The sequence below is a fragment of the Paenarthrobacter sp. NCHU4564 genome (assembly GCF_052156435.1).
GTDB lineage: Bacteria > Actinomycetota > Actinomycetes > Actinomycetales > Micrococcaceae > Arthrobacter.
In genome coordinates this window covers 358,568-378,531 of the sequence record NZ_JBQLIS010000001.1, presented here as the reverse complement: position 1 = coordinate 378,531, position 19,964 = coordinate 358,568, and the positions used below count along the sequence as shown (strand labels likewise).

The following is a 19,964-nucleotide window of genomic DNA, read 5'->3' as shown; positions in this document are numbered from 1 at the left end:
TTGCTGCTATGTTACTCACGGGTAACTTTGAGTTGCAAGCGCCCGGATCGTCCGCGGCGCCGCCGGATGTCTTCGTGACGCAAAAGCCCGCCACCTGAAGCATTGCTTCGGGTGGCGGGCCTGGCATTTATTTGCCTTCCGCGGACCCCTGGTCCTCTTTGGCTTTGGATTCCTTGGGTGGAAGGGGCTGCGGGTTGAGGCAGGCTTCCACTAGGAGTGGAGCGGCAAAGGCAATCTGCCATTCCCTGGCGCCGAGTTCCCTGAGTTCGGCGGAGATGGACTCCAGCGAGATCTCCGAGGGCGGGCGCCACATGACCCGGCGAAGATAGTCGGGCGTCAGAAGGTTTTCGACCGGGAGTTTGAGCTCGTCGGCTTTCTCCTGCAACGCAGGGCGTGCGGTAGCCAACCGGGCAGCGGCCTCGGGATCGCGGTCCACCCAGACCCGCGGTGGGGGAGGTGCGTTGGTAGGCAGGTGGAGGGGCGGAAGCTCCGTCAGGGTCCGTGCTGCGGTGATGCACCGTACCCACCTGGGCGCTTCCCTCTGGGCGGAGCGTCCATGGAAGCCCTTGGTGGCCAGGAGCTGTGGAACGGTCGTGGGAAGGGCCTTGGCTGCAGCTACGAGTGCCGAGTCAGGAATCAGGCGCCCGGGCGCGACGTCCCGCTTCCGGGCGAGCTGGTCCCGTTCAAGCCACAGCTCCCGGACTGCGGCCAATTGGCGGCGGTCGCGGATCTGGTGCAGGCCGGAGGTCTTGCGCCAGGGATCCACCCGGGGCGGTGCTATTCCGGCAGCAAGGATTCCGGCGAACTCCTGCTCGGCGAATTCGAGCTTGCCGTCCGCTTCAAGCAACTCAATCAGCTCTTCACGGAGTTCGGCGAGAACCTCGACGTCGAGCGCGGCGTAGCGCAGCCATGGTTCCGGCAAGGGCCTGGTTGACCAGTCCGCGGCCGAGTGTTCCTTGGCCAGTCCAAAGCCAAGGAGCTGTTCGATGACGGCGGCAAGGCCCACCCGGGGGAGGCCGGCGAGGCGGGCCGCGAGTTCGGTGTCGAACAGCTTGTCAGGCCACATACCAAGCTCGGACAAGCAGGGCAGGTCCTGGGTTGCGGCGTGGAGGATCCATTCAACACCGCGAAGGGCATCCTGGATGATGTTCAGGTTTTCGAAGGGTTCGGGGTCGATCAGCCAAGTACCGGCGCCTTCGCGGCGGATCTGCACCAGGAACGCGCGCTGTCCGTAACGGAAGCCGGATGCCCGCTCCGCATCCACGCCGGCCGGGCCTGTGCCCGCGGCGATGGCTGCGGCGCAGCGTTCAAGGCCGGTGAGGGTATCGATCACCAAGGGCACGCCCTCGCGGGGCGTATCGAGATCAATGACGGCAGGGACGGGGCTGTCGAAGCCCTCCACGTTGATGTGTTGATCGGGATCAGCAACCGGATCGCCGGCTGTGGTTTTTTCCAGGTTTTCAGGGGTCATGGTGGCTTAAGCTTACCGAGGTCCGCTGGAGGGGTTGGAGCGGGGCGTATTGGATGACTTCACGTGAGCCTCCTGTTCGGCAGTCCCGTAACCCCCGGCGGCAGGGGTGGCAGCCCGGCGAACGTGCAGACCATGTCCGACCACGCTTCGAGGTGGGCCTGGATATCGGCAGTGGCAGGGGTCCATGACGCGCGCAGTTCGATGTCGATGGTGTCGGGGCGTTCGGACAGCGTGCCGAAGCTTTCAGAAAGGACCCTGGTGGCTGTTCCGCCGGCGGCGCGATAGACGGCCGCGTGGTTTTCCAGCGCCTCCACGAGCCAGGTCCAGGCTACGGAACCGAGCATTTCATCGTTGCCCATCTCGGCGTCCATTTGGGCGCGGATGTAGGTGACGATCCTGAATTCCCCTTCCCAGACTGCGGATCCTTCCGGGTCATGGAGCAGGATGAAGCGCCCGGTGGCGAGTTCGTCGTCGTCGTCCTGGTCGCCGGGAGCCGGGGCGTGGCTCTTGGCGAAGGCCTTCGCAGCGGGGCCGTGTACCGGTACCTGGCGTGTTGAAGCCGTGGGGCGGAAGACTTCGGCGCCGAGGGCCACTGCATAGGGTGCGAGCCGGGCCGGGGCGGGTATTTCGTCGAGCCGCAGTTCACTGCGGCATTGTGCTTTTCGTAGTGTCCCCAAGGCGTACAGGAAATCCGCGGGGACCTGGGCGAGGTCGTTCACCATCGCAGATTATTCTTCCGGGGCGGCGATTGTGTGCAGGCTCGCCGCCCCGGAAGCCACCCGTTATGTGGTGGCAAGCTCCCGCTTGATGGCGGAAACGAAAGCGTCAATGTCCTCTTCGGTGGTGTCGAAGGAACACATCCACCGCACTTCGCCGCGGGCGGCGTCCCAGTCATAGAACGCGAAGCTGGACCGGAGCCGGTCAGCCACGCCGGCCGGAAGGATGGCGAAGACACCGTTGGACTGCGTTTCCTGGGTGGGCTGGACGCCGTCGATCTGCTCCACGGCGCGGCGGAGGCGCGTCGCCATGGAATTGGCATGGGTGGCGGACCGGAGCCACAGTCCGTCCTCCAGCAGCGCGATGAACTGGGCCGAAATGAAGCGCATCTTCGATGCCAGCTGCATGTTCATTTTACGGAGGTACTTCAGTCCGTCGGCGGCTTCCGGGTTGAGGGCGACCACCACCTCGCCGAAGAGCAGTCCGTTCTTGGTCCCGCCGAAGGACAGGATGTCCACGCCGGCGTCCCGGGTGAAGGCCCTGAGGGGAACACCGAGGTGGGCGGCGGCATTGGCCAGGCGGGCGCCGTCCATGTGCAGCTTCATGCCCTTGGCATGGGCGTGGTCGGCGATGGCGCGCACCTCTGAAGGGGTGTAGCAGGTTCCCAGTTCCGTGGTCTGGGTAATGGAGACCACCAACGGTTGGGCGCGGTGTTCATCTCCCCATCCCCAGGCTTCACGGTCGATGAGTCCGGGCGTCAGCTTGCCGTCTTCAGTGGGAACCTGGAGGAGCTTGATGCCGCCGACGCGTTCCGGTGCGCCGTTTTCGTCCATGTTGATGTGGGCCGTCGACGCGCAGATGACCGCACCCCAGCGGGGGAGGAGGGCCTGCAGGGACAGCACGTTGGCACCGGTGCCGTTGAAGACGGGGAAGCACTCTATGCCGGAACCGAACTGCTGCTCCAGGATCTCCTGGAGGCGGGCCGTATACACGTCCTCCCCGTAGGAAACCTGATGACCGCCGTTTGCGGTGGCCAGGGCGGACAGGATCTCGGGATGTACGCCCGAGTAGTTGTCCGATGCGAAGCCGCGGACCGCTGGATCGTGGAGCGGGCCCCGGCCCTGGGCGGTATCGGCAGTGTGGATGGCCTCGGTTGTTGTGGTCACTTGTTCATTCACGCTTTCAAGTCTATTTGGCCAGCAGGATGCGGCGGCCGTTGAGGTTTGCGGCCGGTTGGTCGAAAAGCCCGACGGCGGCCGCGGCCAGTTCCTCGACGTCGGTGGAGCCGGGGAACCGGCGTTCAGGCTGCCTCCGGCGCATGCCGGCGTCAACCAGCGAGGAGACCACGAAGACGACGGCCGCGCTGTGCTGGGGAGTTGGGCTTTCCTTGTTGCCGGCCTGTTCCCGCCGGAAGCCGTCGGCGACGGCCATTGTCCAGGCTTCCGCCGCCGCTTTGGCGGCAGCGTAGTTCGCTGAGTCGGCCGCGGGAGCCTCAACGCTCGTGGAGGATACGACGGCGAGGCGACCCTGCGGTGAATCGGCAAGTTGGCGGTAGAACACCCGGGAAACGTTGCGCAGTGTCGTCACCGCGCCCTGAACCAGCGCGTCCCAGTCGTCGTCGGACTGTTCCTCGATTCCCGGAGCTCCCCGCCAGCCGCCGACGAGGTGGATGACTCCGTCCACCCGTTCCACCCCCAGGCCACGGACGGTCCCGGCAAGTTCCCGGACGGCGTCCGGATCCGCGAGGTCGCAAACCAGTGGCGTAACGCCGTATCCGGTCTCGTCCGCTGCCGCCTTGATCCTCACGTCATCGGAACCAACCGTGAACACCCTGTGACCGGCGGCCCCCAAAGCCCGCGCCGTGGCGATACCCGAGGCGCTGCTGCCGCCGGTCACAAGGACATTCAAAGGCATCATCAGGCGGCCGTCGCTCCCGTAATGCCGGTGGTGGATTCAATCACGGGACGCATTTTCTTCTCCAGGGCTTCGTAGAACATGGACAGGGGGAATTCGTCGTCAAGAACCTGGTCCGTGAGCCCGCGCGGAGCACCGTCGAGCGGCAGAGCGTCCGGGCCCTTGGCCCATACAGAGGCAGGGTGGGGAGTCACGGTGCCGGAGATGAGTTCATAGGCCGCAAGCCAGTGGGCTGTCTTGGGGCGGTCAATGGAGCGCCAGTAGAGCTCTTCGATGCGGGCACCGAGTTCCACTACGACGTCTGCGGCCTCATCCCAGTCGATGCTGAGCTTGCTGTCCGTCCAGTGCAGGACATGGTGCTGGTGCATCCAGGCGAACAGCAGCTGCCCGCCCAGGCCATCGTAGTTCCGGACCCGGCTGCCGGTGATGGCAAAGCGGAAGATGCGGTCGAAGATCACTGCGTACTGGACCAGCTTTGCATGCTTGCGGGCATCGGGATCGGCCTCTTCGTCCTTCTCGATCCGCACGGATTCGCGGAAGGCGGTGAGGTCGCACCGCAGCTCTTCCAGGGAGTAAAGGAAGTAGGGCATGCGCTGCTTGATCATGAAGGGATCGAACGGCAGGTCGCCGCGCATGTGCGTGCGGTCGTGGATCAGGTCCCACATGACAAACGTACGCTGCGTCAGTTCCTGGTCCTGGAGGAGCTCGGCAGCATCAGCCGGCAGTTCAAGGGAGGTGGTGGATGCGGCAGCGTCCAGCACGCGGCGGAACCGTGCGGCTTCACGGTCGGCGAAAATGGCGCCCCAGGAGAAGGACGGGGTTTCGCGCACGGCGACGGTTTCCGGGAACAGCACAGCGGAGTTGGTGTCGTAGCCCGGGGTGAAATCCACGAAACGGATGGGCACAAACAGCTTGTTGGAGTAGGCCCCGGCTTCCAGGCCACCGATGAACTCGGGCCAGATGACCTCGATCAGGACAGCTTCGACCAGGCGCTTGCTGCTGCCGTTCTGGGTGTACATGGGGAAGACCACCAGGTGCTGGAGGCCATCCACGCGCTGCTCCTGGGGCTGGAAAGCCTGGAGGGAGTCGAGGAAGTCGGGGACGCCAAAGCCATTCTGCTCCCAGCGTGCGAAGTCCGCGACCAAAAGTTCCAGGTAGCGGGCATCGTGCGGGAAGGAGGGTGCCAGCGCCGTGATGGAATCACAGATGGTGGCCACCAGTGCGGAAGCTTCAGTGTGCAGAGCGTGGTCGGCCACGGAGCCGTCCTGCTCCTGGTGCGCCTGGAGGGCGGTGGCTGCTGCTTTGAGTGCTGACCAGTCGGCGTTGTCTGCAGTGACACGCGGGAAGGCAGCGGTGGTGGTGATGGTCATGTGCTCGTCCTTTCAGAAGGTCTTTCACCTCTGAGGTGAGCGTAGCAACGGAAGAAGCATCGCTAATTCAAAACCTAGGTGAGCGTAAGTAACTCTTGGGGAAAGTGCTCGCAGTAACACCTCAAGCTCCAGCACCCGGCACGAACCGGGTGGGCAACCCCTCAAGGCTGCCCACCACTGGATCAGTCCGCGCTCTTATCCACCAAGCGGAGGGAGATGGAGTTGATGCAATAGCGCTGGTCCGTGGGCGTGTCATACCCCTCGCCTTCAAAGACATGCCCCAGATGCGAGTCGCAGTTGCCGCAGCGCACCTCCACACGGTTCATACCCAGTGTGCGGTCGTGCAGGTAACGCACCTTGCCCTCGGCAAGGGGAGCCCAGAACGAAGGCCACCCGCAGTGCGAATCAAACTTTTCCTGGCTGGTGAACAATTCGCTGCCACAGGCACGGCACTGGTAGACGCCCTCGGTATGGGTGTCCCAGTACTCGCCCGTGTACGGCCGTTCGGTACCGGCCTGGCGCAAAACCCGGTACTCGTCGGGCGTCAGCTCCTCGCGCCACTGGGCATCGGACTTCACGACGGAAAGGCTGGACGTGCTGCTGGTGTTGTCAGGAATGCTCATGACTACTGCAACGCTCAGGAGTCGCCGATAAATCCCGACCCCGCATACAAGTGCAGGACGGGAAGACCCAGCTGGTCCTGGGCCTTGTTGGCCCAGTCCGTGTGGAACGTGTCGGCAATCGCGTGCGGACGCGTCACCACCACCGCCTGGGCCGCATCCACCGCCCGTACCTTCGCCACCAAACCCGCGACAGCACCGCCGTCGACGATTTCACCGGTGACCCCGCCACCCAGCCCCTCCAACGCTGCCAGGGAGGCAGCCAAAGCCTCGGCAGCCTCCGCCCGTTCCACCTCCGGATCCGGCGAATGCGCACCAAGTTCCCTGAACGCCTTGGCGACATCCAGCAACGACAGGTTCTCCAGGAAATCGACCAGTAAATGCCGCTCGGTGTTGGCTGGAACCAGAACTACCAAGGGGGCGTCACCCCCATCCACCAGTTTGGCGATGTTGACTCGGTCTTCAGGCCCCAAGGGCTCTTCGGTCAGGATGACGATCGGATCACTCATGGCTACAGCGTAGTCCCGCACCACACGGCCACACAGGCTTTCGCCGGGTGATTTCCGGGTCCATTCCGGCACGCGGTGGCCACGTTCAGGATCCATGGAGCAGGAGCGGACAGAATGGAACCATGGCAACCAACTCCCCGGCAGCCGGTGAAGCTGCAACAGGCAAACTGTCCGTACGAACCAAATGGGCCCTTGCAGGCATGGTGACCGGTGGTACCCTGGCGGGTCTCGTTGGAGCAGGTTCGTCCGCGCTCGCCGTCTACTTCGCCCGGCGGGTCATCACGCCCGCGGCGCGGCCCGCGGACCAGGAAGTCCTGGCCGTGATCCAGTCGGACACCGGCCGGCAGGTCATCCTCGCAGCAACCCCTGATACCACCGTGGACGGGGTCTTCAGCCTGTTCTTTGCCGGTGGTGCGGGACATGCCCGGATCGGCCGGATTGTGTCCTATTCCCCGGCAGAGCAGACCGTGCTTCGCGAAGTGGAAGAGGTGTACAGCGGCAACTTGGCCGACGCCCGCCGAGGTTGGTGGAGCGGTGCCACCTACCCGGACCCTGCCGCGCTGGGAGTGGCCGCTGACGACGTCGAAATCAAGGTCGACGGCGGTACCGCACCTGCCTGGCTGGTCCGGGCCTACGCTGCCGCATCCGCAGCGGTATGGGCCATCATGGTGCACGGCCGTGGAGCTACGCGGCTGGAAGGGCTGCGGGCAGTCCGGACGGCCAAGGAACTGGGCATGGACAGCCTGCTGATTTCCTACCGCAATGACGGGCTGGCACCATCGGCCCTGGACGGCCGTTACGGACTGGGCTCAACCGAATGGCGGGACGTAGAGGCCGCCATGGAGTACGCCGTGGCGCACGGTGCCCGCGAGATAGTGCTCTTCGGCTGGTCGATGGGCGGCGCGATCGCGCTGCAGACCGCCGACCTTTCCAAGTACCGGCACCTCATCCGGGCCATGGTGCTGGACGCGCCGGTGATCAACTGGGTCAATGTGATGGCGCACCACGCCCAAATGAACCGGATTCCCTATAACGTGGGCCGGTACGGACAACTCATGCTGACCCATCCGCTGGGGCGCAGGCTGACGGGACTATCGGCACCGGTGGACCTGAAGGCGATGGACTGGGAAGCCAGGGCAGTCGAACTCCGCACCCCCACCCTGGTCATCCATAGCGTGGACGACGACTACGTGCCCTTTGAACCGTCTGCGAGCCTGGCCGGGAAGAACCCGGAGATGGTGACTTTCGAACCCTTCCATGGAGCGCGCCACACGAAGGAGTGGAATGTGGACCCGGAGAAGTGGGAACGTTTGGTCCGGTCCTGGCTGCAGCGGATGTTGGCGCCGCGAAACAATCCCGGAAGCGCCGGCCAGCCTGCCTGATGCCTAGTTCCTGGCACTGCCGATCGGTGCCGTCACGGCGCTGGTCAGCCTGACCAGGTCCGCGGGTGCGAGTTCGATGTCGAGCCCGCGCCGGCCGCCGGAGACCAGGATGGTGTCGAACTCCAGTGCGGTGGCATCCAAAACCGTGGGGGAGGATTGTCGTTGGCCCAAGGGGGAGATTCCGCCCAGCACATAGCCGGTCCTGCGTTCGGCTGCCTTCGGATCCGCCATCGAGGCCTTCTTCGAACCGAGGGCAGCGGCTACCGCCTTCAGGTCCAGCGTGCCGGCAACGGGAACGATCCCCACGGCCAGGCGGCCCTCGACCTCCACCATCAGGGTCTTGAAGACCCTGGAGGGGTCCACGCCCAGGGCATCAGCTGCCTCCATGCCGTAACTGGCTGCCGAAGGATCGTGAACATAGGGGTGCAGCACGAAAGGAACGCCGGCTGCAGTCAGTGCTGCTGTAGCCGGCGTTCCCTGTGACGCTGTTTTCTTCGCCATGGTGCCGAAGCTGTCCTGCCTTCACCGCCCTGCCCGGGGGCCGGGGCTTTAGTTTTCCAAGCGGCTGGCAGCCGCTACTTTCCGTTTGATCCGTCCAAGCATTGCCGTCATCCCGCGCATGCGCAACGGGGTGATGGCCCGGGTCAAGCCCAGGAGCTCAGGCATGTCGTCCGGAACAGACAGGATTTCCTGCGCCGTCAAGCCGTCAAGGCCCTCATGCAGCACCCCTGCGAATCCACGGGTGGTGGGAGCTTCCGGTGGCGCCTTGAAGAACAAACGGTAGGCGCGCCCGGCGTCCGGGTTGGCTGTGTTCTTCTCGGACTCGATCGTCAGGAACAAGGGCGACTGGCATTCGACGACCTGCTCCAGCAGCTCAGGGTGATCCTGGAGGCGTTCGGGAAGTTCCGGCAGTCCCCGGGAAAACTCGAGCAGCAACTGCAGGCGCTCCGGCTCCGTCAGTGCCTGGAAGTCATCCACTATTTCCGCCAGTGCGGCGGGCAAGGTATTCGTACTCATCACTTCCAGCTTACGCACAACGGCGCAGAATTCACGCTAGTTACGAACCAGCTCAGCCGGCACGGAACCCCGCTCGGCACCCTTGACGATGGGGACGCGGACGGCGTTGCCCCATTCAGTCCAGGAACCGTCGTAGTTGCGGACCGAGTCGAAGCCCAGCAGGTACTTGAGGGCGAACCAGGTGTGGCTGGAACGCTCGCCGATACGGCAGTAGGCCACCACGTCGTCGCCTTCCGTCAGTCCCGCCTCGCCCAGGTAAAGGGCTTCGAGCTCTTCGCGGGAGCGGTAGGTACCGTCTTCGGCGGCAGCACGTGCCCACGGAACCGACGCCGCGGTGGGGATGTGGCCGCCACGCAGGGCCCCTTCCTCCGGGTAGGCAGGCATGTGCGTGCGCTGGCCCGTGTATTCCTCCGGCGAGCGGACGTCGATGAGCGGGTTGCCCAGGTGGGCCAGCACATCTTCCTTGAAGGCGCGGATGGGGGCGTCGTTGCGCTCTACCTCGGGGTAGTTGCCCACAGCCGGCTGGGGAACGTCGGTGGTGAGTTCGCGGCCCTCGGCAATCCACTTGTCGCGGCCACCGTCCAGCAGCCGGACGTCCTCGTGGCCGAAGAGGGTGAAGACCCACAGGGCGTAGGCGGCCCACCAGTTGGACTTGTCGCCGTAGATGACCACGGTGCTGTCGCGGGAAATTCCCTTTGCGGCGGCGAGTGCGGCGAAACCGGCACCGTCGACGTAGTCGCGCGTGACTTCATCGTTCAGGTCCGTGTGCCAGTCGATCTTCACGGCACCCGGGATATGCCCGGTCTCGTAGAGGAGGACGTCCTCGTCGGACTCGACGACCACCAGCTTGCCGTCGGCAAGAGCGCCGTCTGCAAGTGCTGCGGCAAGCCATTCGGTGGACACAAGTCGTTCGGGGTGCGCGTAGGACGCGAACTTTTCGTTTTGTTCAACGGGGTAGGACATGGTGATGGCCTTTCACTGACAACGGACGGAGCCAGACCCCGGAAGCTTCCACTCGGCGGGCCGGCGTGTTTCCAACAGTAACCATGGGCAGCATCCGATGCTTCCCGGCCGGTCATATGGTGAAACATGGCCTTGGTCACGTGGCCGCTTCCCGGCCACGTGATGCCGGTATTCTTGCTGGGGACCCACTACCGGAAGAATGGACCACCGTGGTACAGATCGAACAACTGGCTGCCCGCACGCCGGCAGTCTCCGTCGAGGAACTCCTCAAGGGGTTCTATCCGTCACCACGCTTCGGCGAGGTCTCGTTCGACAGCTACCGGCCCGATCCCGCCCAGCCCAGCCAAGCCAACGCCGTGAAGCTCCTGTCCGGGTTCGCCGACTCCGTGGGTGCTGACGATGGCGGGGGACTGTTCAGGAAATTCTTCGCAAAGAAGCCCGCCACCAGGGCCGGTATCTACCTGGATGGCGGCTTCGGCGTCGGCAAGACCCACCTCCTGGCTTCGCTGTGGCACCGATCCCCGGGCCCCAAGGCTTTCGGCACCTTCGTCGAATACACCAACCTGGTGGGGGCCCTGTCTTTCCGCAAGACAGTCGAGGCGCTCAGCGGCTACAAACTGGTCTGCATCGACGAGTTCGAACTCGACGATCCAGGCGATACCGTGCTGATGTCCCGGCTCATGCGGGAACTCGCCGACGCCGGCGTCAAGTTGGCTGCCACGTCCAACACCCTGCCGGGTTCCTTGGGGGAGGGCCGCTTCGCGGCCGTTGACTTCCAGCGGGAAATCCAGGTGCTCGCGGACCAATTCGATGTTGTCCGCATTGATGGCGAGGACTTCCGGCACCGCGGCCTGCCCGCGGCACCTGCGCCGCTGAAGACCGCAGACCTCAAGCACCGCATGAACACGGAATTCGCGGGCAAGACGGTGGCCGTGGATGACTTCCGCACCTTGGTGGACCACCTGGCCGGGGTGCACCCCAGCCGCTACCGCCAGCTCATCTCAGGTATCGAAGCTGTTGTGTGGCGGGATGTGGAGACCATCACGGAACAGGCTGTTGCCCTGCGGTTCGTGGTCCTGGCCGACCGGCTTTATGACAAGGACGTGCCGATCCTGGCCAGCGGCGTACCCTTCGACAAGCTTTTTACCGATGAGATGATGGCCGGCGGCTACATGAAGAAGTACTTCCGGGCCGTTTCCAGGTTGACTGCCCTGGCTCGCGAGGGCCAGAACCACGAACCGTCCTGAAAACCGCGGCCGGGTTCAGCGGGCCGCGGATCGGGTCAGTGGTTCCCTGTCCTTGAGGATCCAGCGGACCAGGATCCCACCGGCCAGGGCCCAGAACGCTGCGCCGATGCCAGCGAAGGTCACCCCTGAAGCCGCGAGCAGAAACGTCATGCAGGCCGGAATCCGGTCTTCGGCAACAGCCAGTGCCGAGGAAATCGAGGATGCCAGGGTTCCCAGCAGCGCCAGTCCTGCAACAGCTTCGAGCAAGCCCGGTGGTGCTGCCGCCACCAAGGTGACCAAGGCGGCTGAAAACGCCGCGAGGACCAGATAGGCAAGACCGGAAACGAACGCGGCAATCCAGCGGCGCCCGTGGTCTTTGCCGGCTTCTTCGCCCGCGGCCAGGGCAGCACTCAGTGCCGCCAGGTTGATGGCGTGGCCTCCGAAAGGCGCCCCGGCGAGGGTTCCCGCGCCCGTGACGAGCATCGAAGAACGCCAGGGCGTGGTGTACCCGAAGGATTTGAGGACCGCTACCCCGGGGATGTTCTGCGAAGCCATGGTCACGATGAACAGCGGGAGCGCGATTCCCACGGTGGCCTCCACCGTGAACACAGGACTGGTCCATTCAAGGCGGGGCAGCAGGCTGTCTCCGGTGAGGCGGGTGCCGTTGGCCGCGATGTGGATCCCGATCACGGCCAATGCCACCACCAGTGCGCCGGGAACGGCCCAACGCGGTGCGCATTTCATCAGGACCAGCCAACACACGACTACCGGGCCCACCAGTAGCGGCGCTGTGCCGAGGGATTCGAAGGGTGCCAGGCAGAGGGGGAGCAGGACGCCGGCCAGCATCGCCTGGGCCAGCGACGTGGGAATCAAGGCCATGAGCCGTCCAAGGGCCGGCAGCAAACCCGTCAGGACAATGAGGAGGCCCACTACCACGAAAGCACCGACCGCAGCGGGCCACCCGCCGTCGACGGTTCCCGCTGAGGCGAGGAGCGCAGCGCCGGGTGTTGACCACGCAAGGGTTACCGGCATCCGCGACCGCCATGCCAGCCACAGGATGCCCAGGCCGAACGTCAGCGTCAGGGCAAGCAGACCGCTGGACGCCTGTGCCTGGTTGGCCCCAACAGCCTGCAAGCCTGCCAGCACCACGGCAAAGGATGAGGTGAAGCCGACCAGTGCAGTGACGATCCCGGCGGCGATCGGTGGGCCCGGCGTCCTCTGGTTGGCCTGGTTCTGTTCAGTCGACGAGGCGGAAGGCATAACCTCCAACGTACCTGACAGGGCAGCGTCCCGTTGGCACCGGCCGGCCCGTTAAACGCCAAGGGCACCGGTGTCGCCTCTCGGCGGGACCGGTGCCCCCTTGACGTATCTGGTACGGCGGCCCAGGCAGCTACGGCTGCTTTGGCTCATCCGCGGCGGGAGCCTGTCCGGCTTCGCCGTCGTTCTTGGACACGAAGTTGGAAGCGGCATTCTGTACTGCGTCAACCTGTCCGGCGAACTTGCCGCCGGTCTTCTCGTCGACGAAGTTTCCGGCCTTCTCGATGCCATTCCTGATGGCGTCTTCGTTGCCCTGAATGAGACCCTGAGCCTTGCCCTTCAGGTCGTCAATTAATCCCACGGGCACCTCCCTTCCCTTCGCGGAGCCAGTTCGCTCCTCCGCGTTCGACCCTAGCACCGGAAGGGTGGCCAGCCAAGGAATTAAAGTGCACTACGCCAAGGGCTTAGCGGATTCCAGATGGCGTGGGCTGTTCGGATTCATCAAGGAGTGCTTGCGCCCATAGAAGAAGTAGATAACCAGGCCGATGACCAGCCAAACGCCAAAGCGCGCCCAGGTTTCCCAGTGCAGCTGCACCATGAGGAAGGCCGAGGCCAGGACACCGAAGGCCGGAACCACGGGCATCAGCGGCAGGCGGAAAGTGCGGGGTGCGTCGGGCTTGGTGTAACGGAAGATGATGACCGAGATGCACACCACGACGAAAGCGGCAAGGATACCGATGTTGGTGAGGTCAGCCACTTCCTTGATGGGGAAGACACCGGCCAGGAAGGCCGAGGCGACACCGGCGATCCAGGTGACGCGCTGCGGTGTTCCGTGGCGGTCGGTCTTGGCAAACCAGCCGGGAAGGAGGCCGTCACGGCTCATGGAGAACCATACGCGGGTTACGCCGAGGAGGAAGGTGAGCATGACGGTCAGGATGGACAGCACGGCAAAGACGGAAATGATGGTTGCGATCACAGGCAAGCCAACCCCGGTGAATGCCGAGGCAAAGCCGGCCGCGGGATCGATGTCCTTGTAGTTCTGCATGCCCGTCAGGACCAAGGTTGCTGCCACGTACAGCAGCATGGCGATGATGAGCGACAGGATGATCGCCTTGGGCATGTGCTTCTTGCCGTCCTTGGCTTCCTCCGCCGCTGTGCTCATGGCGTCGTATCCAAAGACTGCGAAGAAGACCGTGGCCGCACCTGCGAGGACCGGACCGAAGCCACTGGGCATGAACGGATTGAAGTTCTCGGCATTGATGTAGAAAACGCCCAGGCCGATGATGAACAGAATCAGGATTACCTTGATGGCTACTGCGACGAGCTCGAACCGCCCGAACGCTTTGGTTCCGCGGCTCAGGATCCAGGTCACCAGGAGACAGACCAAAATGGCAGGAAGGTTGATGATGCCGCCCTTGCCCTCGTCGGCCGTGGAGGTCATCCACGTGGGCATGTTGATGCCGATGCCGGACAGGAAGGCGTCGAAGTATCCGGAAATACCAATCGCCACCACAGCTACGATCGCAATGTACTCCAGCAGCAGATCCCAGCCGATGAACCAGCCGATGATTTCCCCCAGGGCCACATAGCCGTAGGTGTAGGCCGAGCCTGCCCGCGGGATCATTCCGGCGAATTCAGCGTAGGAAAGCGCGGCCGCGCCCGAGGCCAGGCCGGCGATCAGGAATGACACCAGGACCGCCGGTCCAACACCGGGGTTGGTTTCGTCGCCGTGCGCTACCAGGCCGGCGAGCGAAAAGATTCCGACGCCGATGATTCCGCCGACGCCGATGGCCGTGAGTTGCCAGAGGCCAAGGCTTTTGAAAAGGCCACTGTGCTTGTTTTCTTCCTCAATGTCGTCGATGGGCTTCCGCCTCATGACCGACTGGGAAGCAGTCTGTTGATTCATGGGTACTCCTGCCATTGGCGTGGAACGGTGATGAGCTCGCAGTACATTATGCGAGTCGAATCACATTAGATAAAGCGACTTCTTCCAACGGTTATTGGTCACATCCCATAATGAATCGAACCGCGGTTGGTTCAGTCGGCAAACGGGCATAAAAAAAGCAGCTCCGAAGAGCTGCTTTCTTAGTTGGAGCGGACGACGAGATTCGAACTCGCGACATCCACCTTGGCAAGGTGGTGCTCTACCAGCTGAGCTACGTCCGCACATGTTGTTTGCCTGGCTGGGCCGGGCCTTCAACAACAAACAAGTTGCCTTGTTCTGGTGGGCGATACTGGGATCGAACCAGTGACCTCTTCCGTGTCAGGGAAGCGCGCTACCGCTGCGCCAATCGCCCGGGGTCCTCGTGGAGGAGAGCGGACGACGAGATTCGAACTCGCGACATCCACCTTGGCAAGGTGGTGCTCTACCAGCTGAGCTACGTCCGCAGATGTTGTTTGCCTGGCTGGGCCGGGCCTTCAACAACAAACAAGTTTCCTTGTTTTGGTGGGCGATACTGGGATCGAACCAGTGACCTCTTCCGTGTCAGGGAAGCGCGCTACCGCTGCGCCAATCGCCCATGCATCCAATCGAAACCGGAAAGCATGGTTTTCACCGAGGTGGGTACGGGATTCGAACCCGTGTATACGGCTTTGCAGGCCGCTGCCTCGCCTCTCGGCCAACCCACCGTGTTAGCAGGATTCCGGGGAATTCATGCTGTGACAGTGCCTTGCGAGCGGACGACGAGATTCGAACTCGCGACATCCACCTTGGCAAGGTGGTGCTCTACCAGCTGAGCTACGTCCGCAGTGCCGTGCTCCGGAGCGCCATTCAGGCATTCCGTCGCTTTCCGACGAGTAAAAACTCTATAGGAGGTTCCGGGAAACTCCAAATCGGTGAGATTCCCCGGAGGGCGTATGAGTCCGGATCCCAGCAATGACGCGGGTTCTGGCTTCTGACGACCGTGTAATTCCATTCTTGTTATTCGGGCGTGGCCGCCCGTTTTGCATTCACGACGGCGTGGGCTAGTCTTCTTTATGCAGACGGCGCACAGCGCGGGATGACACGGGCGATTGGCGCAGTGGTAGCGCGCTTCGTTCACACCGAAGAGGTCACTGGTTCGAACCCAGTATCGCCCACCGTAAAACCCCGCCGGAACTGGTTACACAGTCCCGGCGGGGTTTTTCTGTTTGGCGGTACGGCGTTTTTTCGTCACGAACTTCCACTCCATGGCACAGGGCTGACGTGGAAGAACTACCCGATACGAGGCCGTTACCGCTCCTGCCCCCTTTGCCCGCGGCTCCTGCCGGTACCAACGGGGGTGGGGAGCAGGCGTTGCCTGAGTCCCTGCAGGAACTGGCCCGGACGGTGCCCGTCCTGGCGGGAAAACTCGCACGGATGACGCAGGACCGTCTCGCCCGCTTGCTTAATCCTGCCGCCGAGGAACCCGCGCTCCATGATCCGCCAGGGGGTTCCGGCGGGGCCTGACGGAACGCCGGGGCGAATTCTGTCGGTCCTCTGTGCCAAAGTTTTTATATGACTGCTCCACTGCTTGCCCACGCCACCGAGTACGGCCGGATGTATGCCCGGTCCACCTCGGACCAGTTCTCCGTACCATCCATCACAACAGTCATCGGGCAGCAGGCACACGCGCTCGATGGTTGGTTTTCGTACATGGGTGCAAGCAGCCTGGCCGCCGATCCTGAGCTTCCGACCCTTCTCGGCAGCCCGGCCAGGATCCGCCAGGCGGTCAACAAAGCCTCCAAAGCGGCTGAGCAGTACCGGGACGAGGCGGCGGCCCGCGGAGACCGCGTCCACAACTACTGCGAACAGGTAGCACTTCGTGCCCTGGGCAGGCCGCACCGCATGCAGGAATGCCGGGACGACCTGGCGTCCCACGGCGAGCAAGCGTTCGCTGCACGCTTTGATGAATGGTGGGACACCTACAGGGTGGAACCCCTCGCACCGGAAATCACGGTGTGGAACACCTCGGTGGGTTACGCGGGCACCCTTGATCTGGTGGCCCGCATCAACGGCCGCATCTGCTTGATCGATTACAAGACCAAGGGGACCACCCGTGATGGCACGGTCAAGGCGCTGGACAACAAAGTAGTCATGCAGTTGGTGGCTGGCATGAAGGCCGAAGAAAGCCTGGTGGACCCCGTCGCCGGGGAATGGGAGTCCTGGAAGTACGGGGAGGACCCCATGCTGCTGGCAGTGGCCATCGGCGAAACCGAAGTCCGTCCCCACCGGGCCAATCCTGATGTCCTGAAACACCACTGGTGGAAGTTTTGTGCGCTCCGGCGCGTCTGGGAGATGTCTGCCGATGTCACGGCGGCGGGTCAGGCGCTGCTGCCGGTGGCGCCGCCCATGTACACACCCGAGCCTGCCATTGCCCTTCAGGGCGCCGGGTCTTTTGCCTCCACTAAACTGGCGTAGGCCCCTTCATGGCCCGGGCCGGCTTTGACGATCGTGAGGACTGAGACCAGATGGCAATTTTGAGTATCCGAATCATCGGGGATCCGGTGTTGCGCACCGTCGCGGATCCCGTGACCGAATTCGGTCCGGAGCTCGCCAAGCTGGTTGCCGACATGATGGAAACCATGGAGGACGTTGAGGGCGCCGGCCTTGCTGCCCCCCAGGTGGGCATCAGCAAGCGCATCTTTACCTATCGGATCGGTGGCGTGGACGGACACATCATCAACCCGGTCCTGGAAAACAGTGATGACTTCCAGGACGACGAGGTTGAAGGTTGCCTGTCCATTCCCGGGCTTGGATTCCCTGTCCGCCGGCATCGTGCAACGCGGGTTACGGGGGTGGACGTGGAAGGCAACCCTGTGTCAGTCGACGCGGAGGGCATGCTTGCACGGGTTTTCCAGCACGAGACGGACCACCTGGACGGCATCCTTTTCACTGACCGGTTGGAGGGCGAAGACCGCAAGGCGGCCCTACGTGCGATCCGGAACGCCAACTACCATGCGGTGACCGAACAGACCACGTCCAAGCGTGCCGGGACAGTCGGCTCGAGCTTTGGTGGCGGCAGCTTCGGGGCTACCGCGTGAAGGTGCTTTTTGCCGGCACGCCGGCCGTGGCCGTGCCGTCACTCAACGCGCTGGTGGAAGCCGGTTTTGACGTTGCGTCCGTCCTCACCAGACCGGATGCCCCCCTTGGGCGCAAGCGTGTCCTGACGCCGTCGCCAGTTGCTGCCCGCGCGGCGGAACTGGGCATCCCCACCATCAAGGCTGCCAGGGTGGACGCTGCAGCAACCGCCGCGATTGAGGCGGTCGCCCCGGACGTCGCTGCCATTGTCGCGTACGGCGGAATTGTCCCGAGGGCCGCCCTTGATGTTCCCCGCCATGGCTGGGTCAACCTCCACTTTTCCCTGCTGCCCGCATGGCGGGGTGCGGCTCCTGTCCAACGGGCGATCATTGCCGGGGACGATGTCACCGGGGCCGCCACCTTCCAGCTCGAGGAAGGCCTGGATACCGGTCCTGTCTTTGGGACAGTGACTGAAACGGTCCGCGGTTCCGATACCGCGGGCGACCTGCTCGAGCGGCTCTCCCTCAGCGGGTCCGTCCTCCTGAGCCAAACACTTTCGGCCATCGAGGCCGGGCGTGCAGCACCCCAACCGCAGCAGGGCGATGTCTCCCTGGCTCCCAAGCTGACGCTCGAGGACGGGCGCCTGGACTGGAAGCAGCCCGCCCTGGCCCTGGCCCGGCGCTCCCGGGGTGTCACTCCCGAACCCGGCGCCTGGACCACCTTGGATGGTCAACGGGTCAAGCTTGAACCCGTGGAACTCCACCCGGACGTCACCGACCTGGAGCCCGGCCACGTCACGGTGCAAGGCAAAGCTGTCCTGGTGGGCACCGGTTCCCATGCCGTGCGACTGGGCAGGATCCAGCCCGCAGGCAAGAAAATGATGCCGTCGGCCGATTGGGCCCGCGGTTTGGCAACACCCGAAAGCGTGGTATTCGAATGAGCGACTCCGGCCGGCGCGGCCCCAACTCCAACGGGAACCGGGACGGTGGCGGGCGGGGCAGCAACCGCGGTCCCCGCGGGGAAAGCCGGCGCAACGCGCAGGGCAGGGAGCGGAACCGTGGACCCCAGAAGGGGTATTCCAGCACGACCCCCGGCCAACGTACCCGCAAGGCCGATCCTGCCCGGCTCGTAGCTTACGAAGTCCTCCGCGCCGTGGCGTCCGAGGACGCTTACGCCAACCTGGTCCTGCCGGCACGGATCAGGGAGCACCGGCTTGATCGCCGGGATGCAGGTTTCGCCACCGAGCTCAGCTACGGTGCGCTGCGCGGACAGGGCACTTACGACGCCATTCTTTCCCGCTGTGTTGACCGTCCCTTGGAACAGTTGGACCCGGCCATCCTGGACGCCCTGCGGATAGGCGCCCACCAATTGCTGTCCATGCGCGTTCCGGCCCACGCCGCGCTGGACCAGACTGTCGGCCTGGCCCGGGCAGTCATCGGCGCCGGCCCGTCGTCGTTGATCAATGCCGTCCTGAGGAAGGTCACGGCACACAGCATGGACGAGTGGCTGGACGTCCTCCTGGACCAGGAAACCGATGCAACCCGGATCGCCTCGCTCCGCCACGCACACCCGGAGTGGATCGTCCGGGCCCTGCGCCAGTCGTTGGTCAACCACGGCAGGCCCGCCTCGGAAATTGAAGAGCTCCTGGAAGCCGACAACGCGGCGCCGGTAGTGAACCTTGTGGCCTTGCCCGGGTTGGGAAGCCTGGAAGAAGCCCTGGAGCACGGTGCTGCGGCAGGGGAGTTGGTGGAGGACTCTGCCTTGTCCGCAGGCGGCGACCTTGGCCGTCTGGAATCTGTCCGCAAGGGCACCACGCGCATCCAGGACGTGGGTTCCCAGTTGGTCGCCCGTGCGGTGGCAGCCGTAGCAGTGGAAACTGCTTCGCCAGAGGGGGAAAAGTGGCTGGACCTCTGCGCCGGTCCTGGCGGGAAAGCGGCCCTGCTGGCGGCACTTGCACACCGCGACGGAGCCACGCTCCTGGCCAACGAGCCCGCACCGCATCGGGCGAAGCTGGTGCAGCAGGCATTGTCGGCCGTGCCCGGGGACGCTTGGAGCGTGCGTACCGGTGACGGCCGTGAGGTGGGTTCCGAACGCAGGGAAACCTTCGACCGCGTCCTGGTAGACGTGCCATGCAGTGGTTTGGGGGCGCTGCGGCGTCGCCCGGAATCGCGGTGGCGGCGCGCCCCCAAGGACATCGCTGATCTCGGTCCGCTGCAGCGGGAACTGCTGGTCTCCGCCATCGATGCAGTGAAGCCCGGTGGCGTGGTGGCCTACGTGACGTGTTCGCCGCACCCGGCTGAAACCACCGCTGTGGTTGCAGATGTGGTGGGTAAACGCGGGGACCTTGAGCTCCTTGACGCCGGCAAGGCATTGGATGACGTCAGCCTTGCCTCCGGCCTTGGCGCGGGGCACGGGCAGACCGCTCAGCTGTGGCCCCACATCCACCACACTGATGCCATGTTCATGGCGTTGATCCGCAAGAAGCCTTAGCCACGCGTTCCGCGGCTGAATTTCCGCAATCCATCCTGCTGCCACCGACC

General features: G+C 64.2%; 20 protein-coding genes and 7 tRNA genes. 8 read left to right on the top strand and 19 right to left on the bottom strand.

Features of this window, described 5'->3' with window-relative positions:
• Nucleotides 1–127 precede the first annotated feature (127 nt).
• The 7 genes from ACSVIE_RS01760 to ACSVIE_RS01730 form a co-directional block, all read right to left on the bottom strand.
• Nucleotides 128–1,471, bottom strand: coding sequence for an HRDC domain-containing protein (locus ACSVIE_RS01760; protein ID WP_442422831.1), 1,344 nt, complete (start codon nucleotides 1,469–1,471; stop codon nucleotides 128–130).
• Nucleotides 1,472–1,530: 59 nt separating this feature from the next.
• Nucleotides 1,531–2,193: a DUF3000 domain-containing protein gene (locus ACSVIE_RS01755; RefSeq protein WP_426007122.1), complete on the bottom strand. Its 663-nt coding sequence runs from the start codon at nucleotides 2,191–2,193 to the stop codon at nucleotides 1,531–1,533.
• Between the two features lie 60 nt (nucleotides 2,194–2,253).
• Nucleotides 2,254–3,354 (bottom strand): threonine aldolase family protein, encoded by a 1,101-nt coding sequence (locus ACSVIE_RS01750; RefSeq protein ID WP_442422830.1) that lies wholly within the window; start codon nucleotides 3,352–3,354, stop codon nucleotides 2,254–2,256.
• Between the two features lie 22 nt (nucleotides 3,355–3,376).
• Entirely contained in the window at nucleotides 3,377–4,105 is a 729-nt protein-coding gene (locus ACSVIE_RS01745; protein ID WP_442422829.1) for an SDR family oxidoreductase, read from the bottom strand.
• Nucleotides 4,105–5,472 carry a DUF6421 family protein gene (locus tag ACSVIE_RS01740; RefSeq protein ID WP_442422828.1) on the bottom strand — a complete coding sequence of 456 codons (1,368 nt, stop codon included), beginning with the start codon at nucleotides 5,470–5,472 and terminating at the stop codon, nucleotides 4,105–4,107. The genes ACSVIE_RS01745 and ACSVIE_RS01740 overlap by 1 nt, the downstream gene beginning before the upstream one ends.
• A gap of 182 nt (nucleotides 5,473–5,654) precedes the next feature.
• On the bottom strand, nucleotides 5,655–6,095 hold the full coding sequence (gene msrB, locus ACSVIE_RS01735) for a peptide-methionine (R)-S-oxide reductase MsrB (RefSeq protein ID WP_442422827.1): 441 nt from the start codon (nucleotides 6,093–6,095) through the stop codon (nucleotides 5,655–5,657).
• Between the two features lie 14 nt (nucleotides 6,096–6,109).
• On the bottom strand, nucleotides 6,110–6,601 hold the full coding sequence (locus tag ACSVIE_RS01730) for a hypothetical protein (protein WP_426007132.1): 492 nt from the start codon (nucleotides 6,599–6,601) through the stop codon (nucleotides 6,110–6,112).
• Nucleotides 6,602–6,723: 122 nt separating this feature from the next.
• Here ACSVIE_RS01730 and ACSVIE_RS01725 point away from each other — a divergent pair, with 122 nt between their 5' ends.
• The gene (locus tag ACSVIE_RS01725; RefSeq protein WP_442422826.1) at nucleotides 6,724–7,983 is read left to right on the top strand and encodes an alpha/beta hydrolase family protein; all 1,260 of its coding nucleotides are present in this window, start codon (nucleotides 6,724–6,726) and stop codon (nucleotides 7,981–7,983) included.
• Between the two features lie 3 nt (nucleotides 7,984–7,986).
• On the opposite strand, the gene ybaK is transcribed toward ACSVIE_RS01725, so the two are convergent.
• The 3 genes from ybaK to ACSVIE_RS01710 are packed head-to-tail and all read right to left on the bottom strand — an operon-like array spanning nucleotide 7,987 to nucleotide 9,963.
• The gene (ybaK, locus tag ACSVIE_RS01720; protein WP_426007136.1) at nucleotides 7,987–8,484 is read right to left on the bottom strand and encodes a Cys-tRNA(Pro) deacylase; all 498 of its coding nucleotides are present in this window, start codon (nucleotides 8,482–8,484) and stop codon (nucleotides 7,987–7,989) included.
• 48 nt (nucleotides 8,485–8,532) lie between these two features.
• On the bottom strand, nucleotides 8,533–9,000 hold the full coding sequence (locus ACSVIE_RS01715) for a SufE family protein (protein WP_426007138.1): 468 nt from the start codon (nucleotides 8,998–9,000) through the stop codon (nucleotides 8,533–8,535).
• Between the two features lie 36 nt (nucleotides 9,001–9,036).
• Nucleotides 9,037–9,963, bottom strand: a complete 927-nt coding sequence (locus ACSVIE_RS01710; RefSeq protein ID WP_426007140.1) for a sulfurtransferase — start codon at nucleotides 9,961–9,963, stop codon at nucleotides 9,037–9,039.
• Between the two features lie 209 nt (nucleotides 9,964–10,172).
• Between ACSVIE_RS01710 and zapE the strand changes: the two genes are divergently transcribed.
• On the top strand, nucleotides 10,173–11,210 hold the full coding sequence (zapE, locus tag ACSVIE_RS01705) for a cell division protein ZapE (RefSeq protein ID WP_426007142.1): 1,038 nt from the start codon (nucleotides 10,173–10,175) through the stop codon (nucleotides 11,208–11,210).
• 15 nt (nucleotides 11,211–11,225) lie between these two features.
• Here zapE and ACSVIE_RS01700 read toward each other — a convergent pair whose 3' ends face one another.
• The 9 genes from ACSVIE_RS01700 to ACSVIE_RS01660 form a co-directional block, all read right to left on the bottom strand.
• Entirely contained in the window at nucleotides 11,226–12,449 is a 1,224-nt protein-coding gene (locus ACSVIE_RS01700) for a benzoate/H(+) symporter BenE family transporter (RefSeq protein ID WP_426007144.1), read from the bottom strand.
• A gap of 130 nt (nucleotides 12,450–12,579) precedes the next feature.
• Nucleotides 12,580–12,813 carry an antitoxin gene (locus tag ACSVIE_RS01695; RefSeq protein ID WP_426007146.1) on the bottom strand — a complete coding sequence of 78 codons (234 nt, stop codon included), beginning with the start codon at nucleotides 12,811–12,813 and terminating at the stop codon, nucleotides 12,580–12,582.
• A gap of 84 nt (nucleotides 12,814–12,897) precedes the next feature.
• Nucleotides 12,898–14,352, bottom strand: a complete 1,455-nt coding sequence (locus ACSVIE_RS01690; RefSeq protein WP_426007148.1) for an amino acid permease — start codon at nucleotides 14,350–14,352, stop codon at nucleotides 12,898–12,900.
• Between the two features lie 184 nt (nucleotides 14,353–14,536).
• Nucleotides 14,537–14,612, bottom strand: a tRNA-Gly gene (locus ACSVIE_RS01685).
• A gap of 56 nt (nucleotides 14,613–14,668) precedes the next feature.
• Nucleotides 14,669–14,743, bottom strand: a tRNA-Val gene (locus ACSVIE_RS01680).
• An 18-nt stretch (nucleotides 14,744–14,761) separates the two neighbouring features.
• Nucleotides 14,762–14,834, bottom strand: a tRNA-Gly gene (locus ACSVIE_RS01675).
• 56 nt (nucleotides 14,835–14,890) lie between these two features.
• Nucleotides 14,891–14,965, bottom strand: a tRNA-Val gene (locus ACSVIE_RS01670).
• Nucleotides 14,966–15,003: 38 nt separating this feature from the next.
• Nucleotides 15,004–15,074, bottom strand: a tRNA-Cys gene (locus ACSVIE_RS01665).
• A 46-nt stretch (nucleotides 15,075–15,120) separates the two neighbouring features.
• A tRNA-Gly gene (locus tag ACSVIE_RS01660) sits at nucleotides 15,121–15,193 on the bottom strand.
• Between the two features lie 259 nt (nucleotides 15,194–15,452).
• On the opposite strand from ACSVIE_RS01660, the gene ACSVIE_RS01655 reads away from it, so the two are divergent.
• The 6 genes from ACSVIE_RS01655 (at nucleotide 15,453) to ACSVIE_RS01630 (ending at nucleotide 19,914) form a co-directional block, all read left to right on the top strand.
• A tRNA-Val gene (locus tag ACSVIE_RS01655) sits at nucleotides 15,453–15,524 on the top strand.
• A gap of 196 nt (nucleotides 15,525–15,720) precedes the next feature.
• Nucleotides 15,721–15,873 carry a hypothetical protein gene (locus ACSVIE_RS01650; RefSeq protein WP_442422825.1) on the top strand — a complete coding sequence of 51 codons (153 nt, stop codon included), beginning with the start codon at nucleotides 15,721–15,723 and terminating at the stop codon, nucleotides 15,871–15,873.
• A gap of 48 nt (nucleotides 15,874–15,921) precedes the next feature.
• Nucleotides 15,922–16,824 (top strand): cytochrome, encoded by a 903-nt coding sequence (locus ACSVIE_RS01645; RefSeq protein WP_426007152.1) that lies wholly within the window; start codon nucleotides 15,922–15,924, stop codon nucleotides 16,822–16,824.
• A 50-nt stretch (nucleotides 16,825–16,874) separates the two neighbouring features.
• On the top strand, nucleotides 16,875–17,447 hold the full coding sequence (def, locus tag ACSVIE_RS01640) for a peptide deformylase (RefSeq protein ID WP_442422824.1): 573 nt from the start codon (nucleotides 16,875–16,877) through the stop codon (nucleotides 17,445–17,447).
• On the top strand, nucleotides 17,444–18,364 hold the full coding sequence (gene fmt, locus ACSVIE_RS01635) for a methionyl-tRNA formyltransferase (RefSeq protein ID WP_442422823.1): 921 nt from the start codon (nucleotides 17,444–17,446) through the stop codon (nucleotides 18,362–18,364). The genes def and fmt overlap by 4 nt, the downstream gene beginning before the upstream one ends.
• Entirely contained in the window at nucleotides 18,361–19,914 is a 1,554-nt protein-coding gene (locus ACSVIE_RS01630; RefSeq protein ID WP_442422822.1) for an RsmB/NOP family class I SAM-dependent RNA methyltransferase, read from the top strand. The genes fmt and ACSVIE_RS01630 overlap by 4 nt, the downstream gene beginning before the upstream one ends.
• Nucleotides 19,915–19,964: the final 50 nt, after the last annotated feature.

Excerpts from the sequence above, each read along its gene's own strand:
- ACSVIE_RS01760 (WP_442422831.1), bottom strand. The coding sequence starts at position 1,471 with ATGACCCCTGAAAACCTGGAAAAAACCACAGCCGGCGATCCGGTTGCT.
- ACSVIE_RS01755 (WP_426007122.1), bottom strand. The coding sequence starts at position 2,193 with ATGGTGAACGACCTCGCCCAGGTCCCCGCGGATTTCCTGTACGCCTTG.
- ACSVIE_RS01745 (WP_442422829.1), bottom strand. The coding sequence starts at position 4,105 with ATGATGCCTTTGAATGTCCTTGTGACCGGCGGCAGCAGCGCCTCGGGT.
- ACSVIE_RS01740 (WP_442422828.1), bottom strand. The coding sequence starts at position 5,472 with ATGACCATCACCACCACCGCTGCCTTCCCGCGTGTCACTGCAGACAAC.
- msrB (WP_442422827.1), bottom strand. The coding sequence starts at position 6,095 with ATGAGCATTCCTGACAACACCAGCAGCACGTCCAGCCTTTCCGTCGTG.
- ACSVIE_RS01730 (WP_426007132.1), bottom strand. The coding sequence starts at position 6,601 with ATGAGTGATCCGATCGTCATCCTGACCGAAGAGCCCTTGGGGCCTGAA.
- ACSVIE_RS01725 (WP_442422826.1), top strand. The coding sequence starts at position 6,724 with ATGGCAACCAACTCCCCGGCAGCCGGTGAAGCTGCAACAGGCAAACTG.
- ybaK (WP_426007136.1), bottom strand. The coding sequence starts at position 8,484 with ATGGCGAAGAAAACAGCGTCACAGGGAACGCCGGCTACAGCAGCACTG.
- ACSVIE_RS01715 (WP_426007138.1), bottom strand. The coding sequence starts at position 9,000 with ATGAGTACGAATACCTTGCCCGCCGCACTGGCGGAAATAGTGGATGAC.
- ACSVIE_RS01710 (WP_426007140.1), bottom strand. The coding sequence starts at position 9,963 with ATGTCCTACCCCGTTGAACAAAACGAAAAGTTCGCGTCCTACGCGCAC.
- ACSVIE_RS01700 (WP_426007144.1), bottom strand. The coding sequence starts at position 12,449 with ATGCCTTCCGCCTCGTCGACTGAACAGAACCAGGCCAACCAGAGGACG.
- ACSVIE_RS01690 (WP_426007148.1), bottom strand. The coding sequence starts at position 14,352 with ATGAATCAACAGACTGCTTCCCAGTCGGTCATGAGGCGGAAGCCCATC.
- ACSVIE_RS01645 (WP_426007152.1), top strand. The coding sequence starts at position 15,922 with ATGACTGCTCCACTGCTTGCCCACGCCACCGAGTACGGCCGGATGTAT.
- def (WP_442422824.1), top strand. The coding sequence starts at position 16,875 with ATGGCAATTTTGAGTATCCGAATCATCGGGGATCCGGTGTTGCGCACC.
- ACSVIE_RS01630 (WP_442422822.1), top strand. The coding sequence starts at position 18,361 with ATGAGCGACTCCGGCCGGCGCGGCCCCAACTCCAACGGGAACCGGGAC.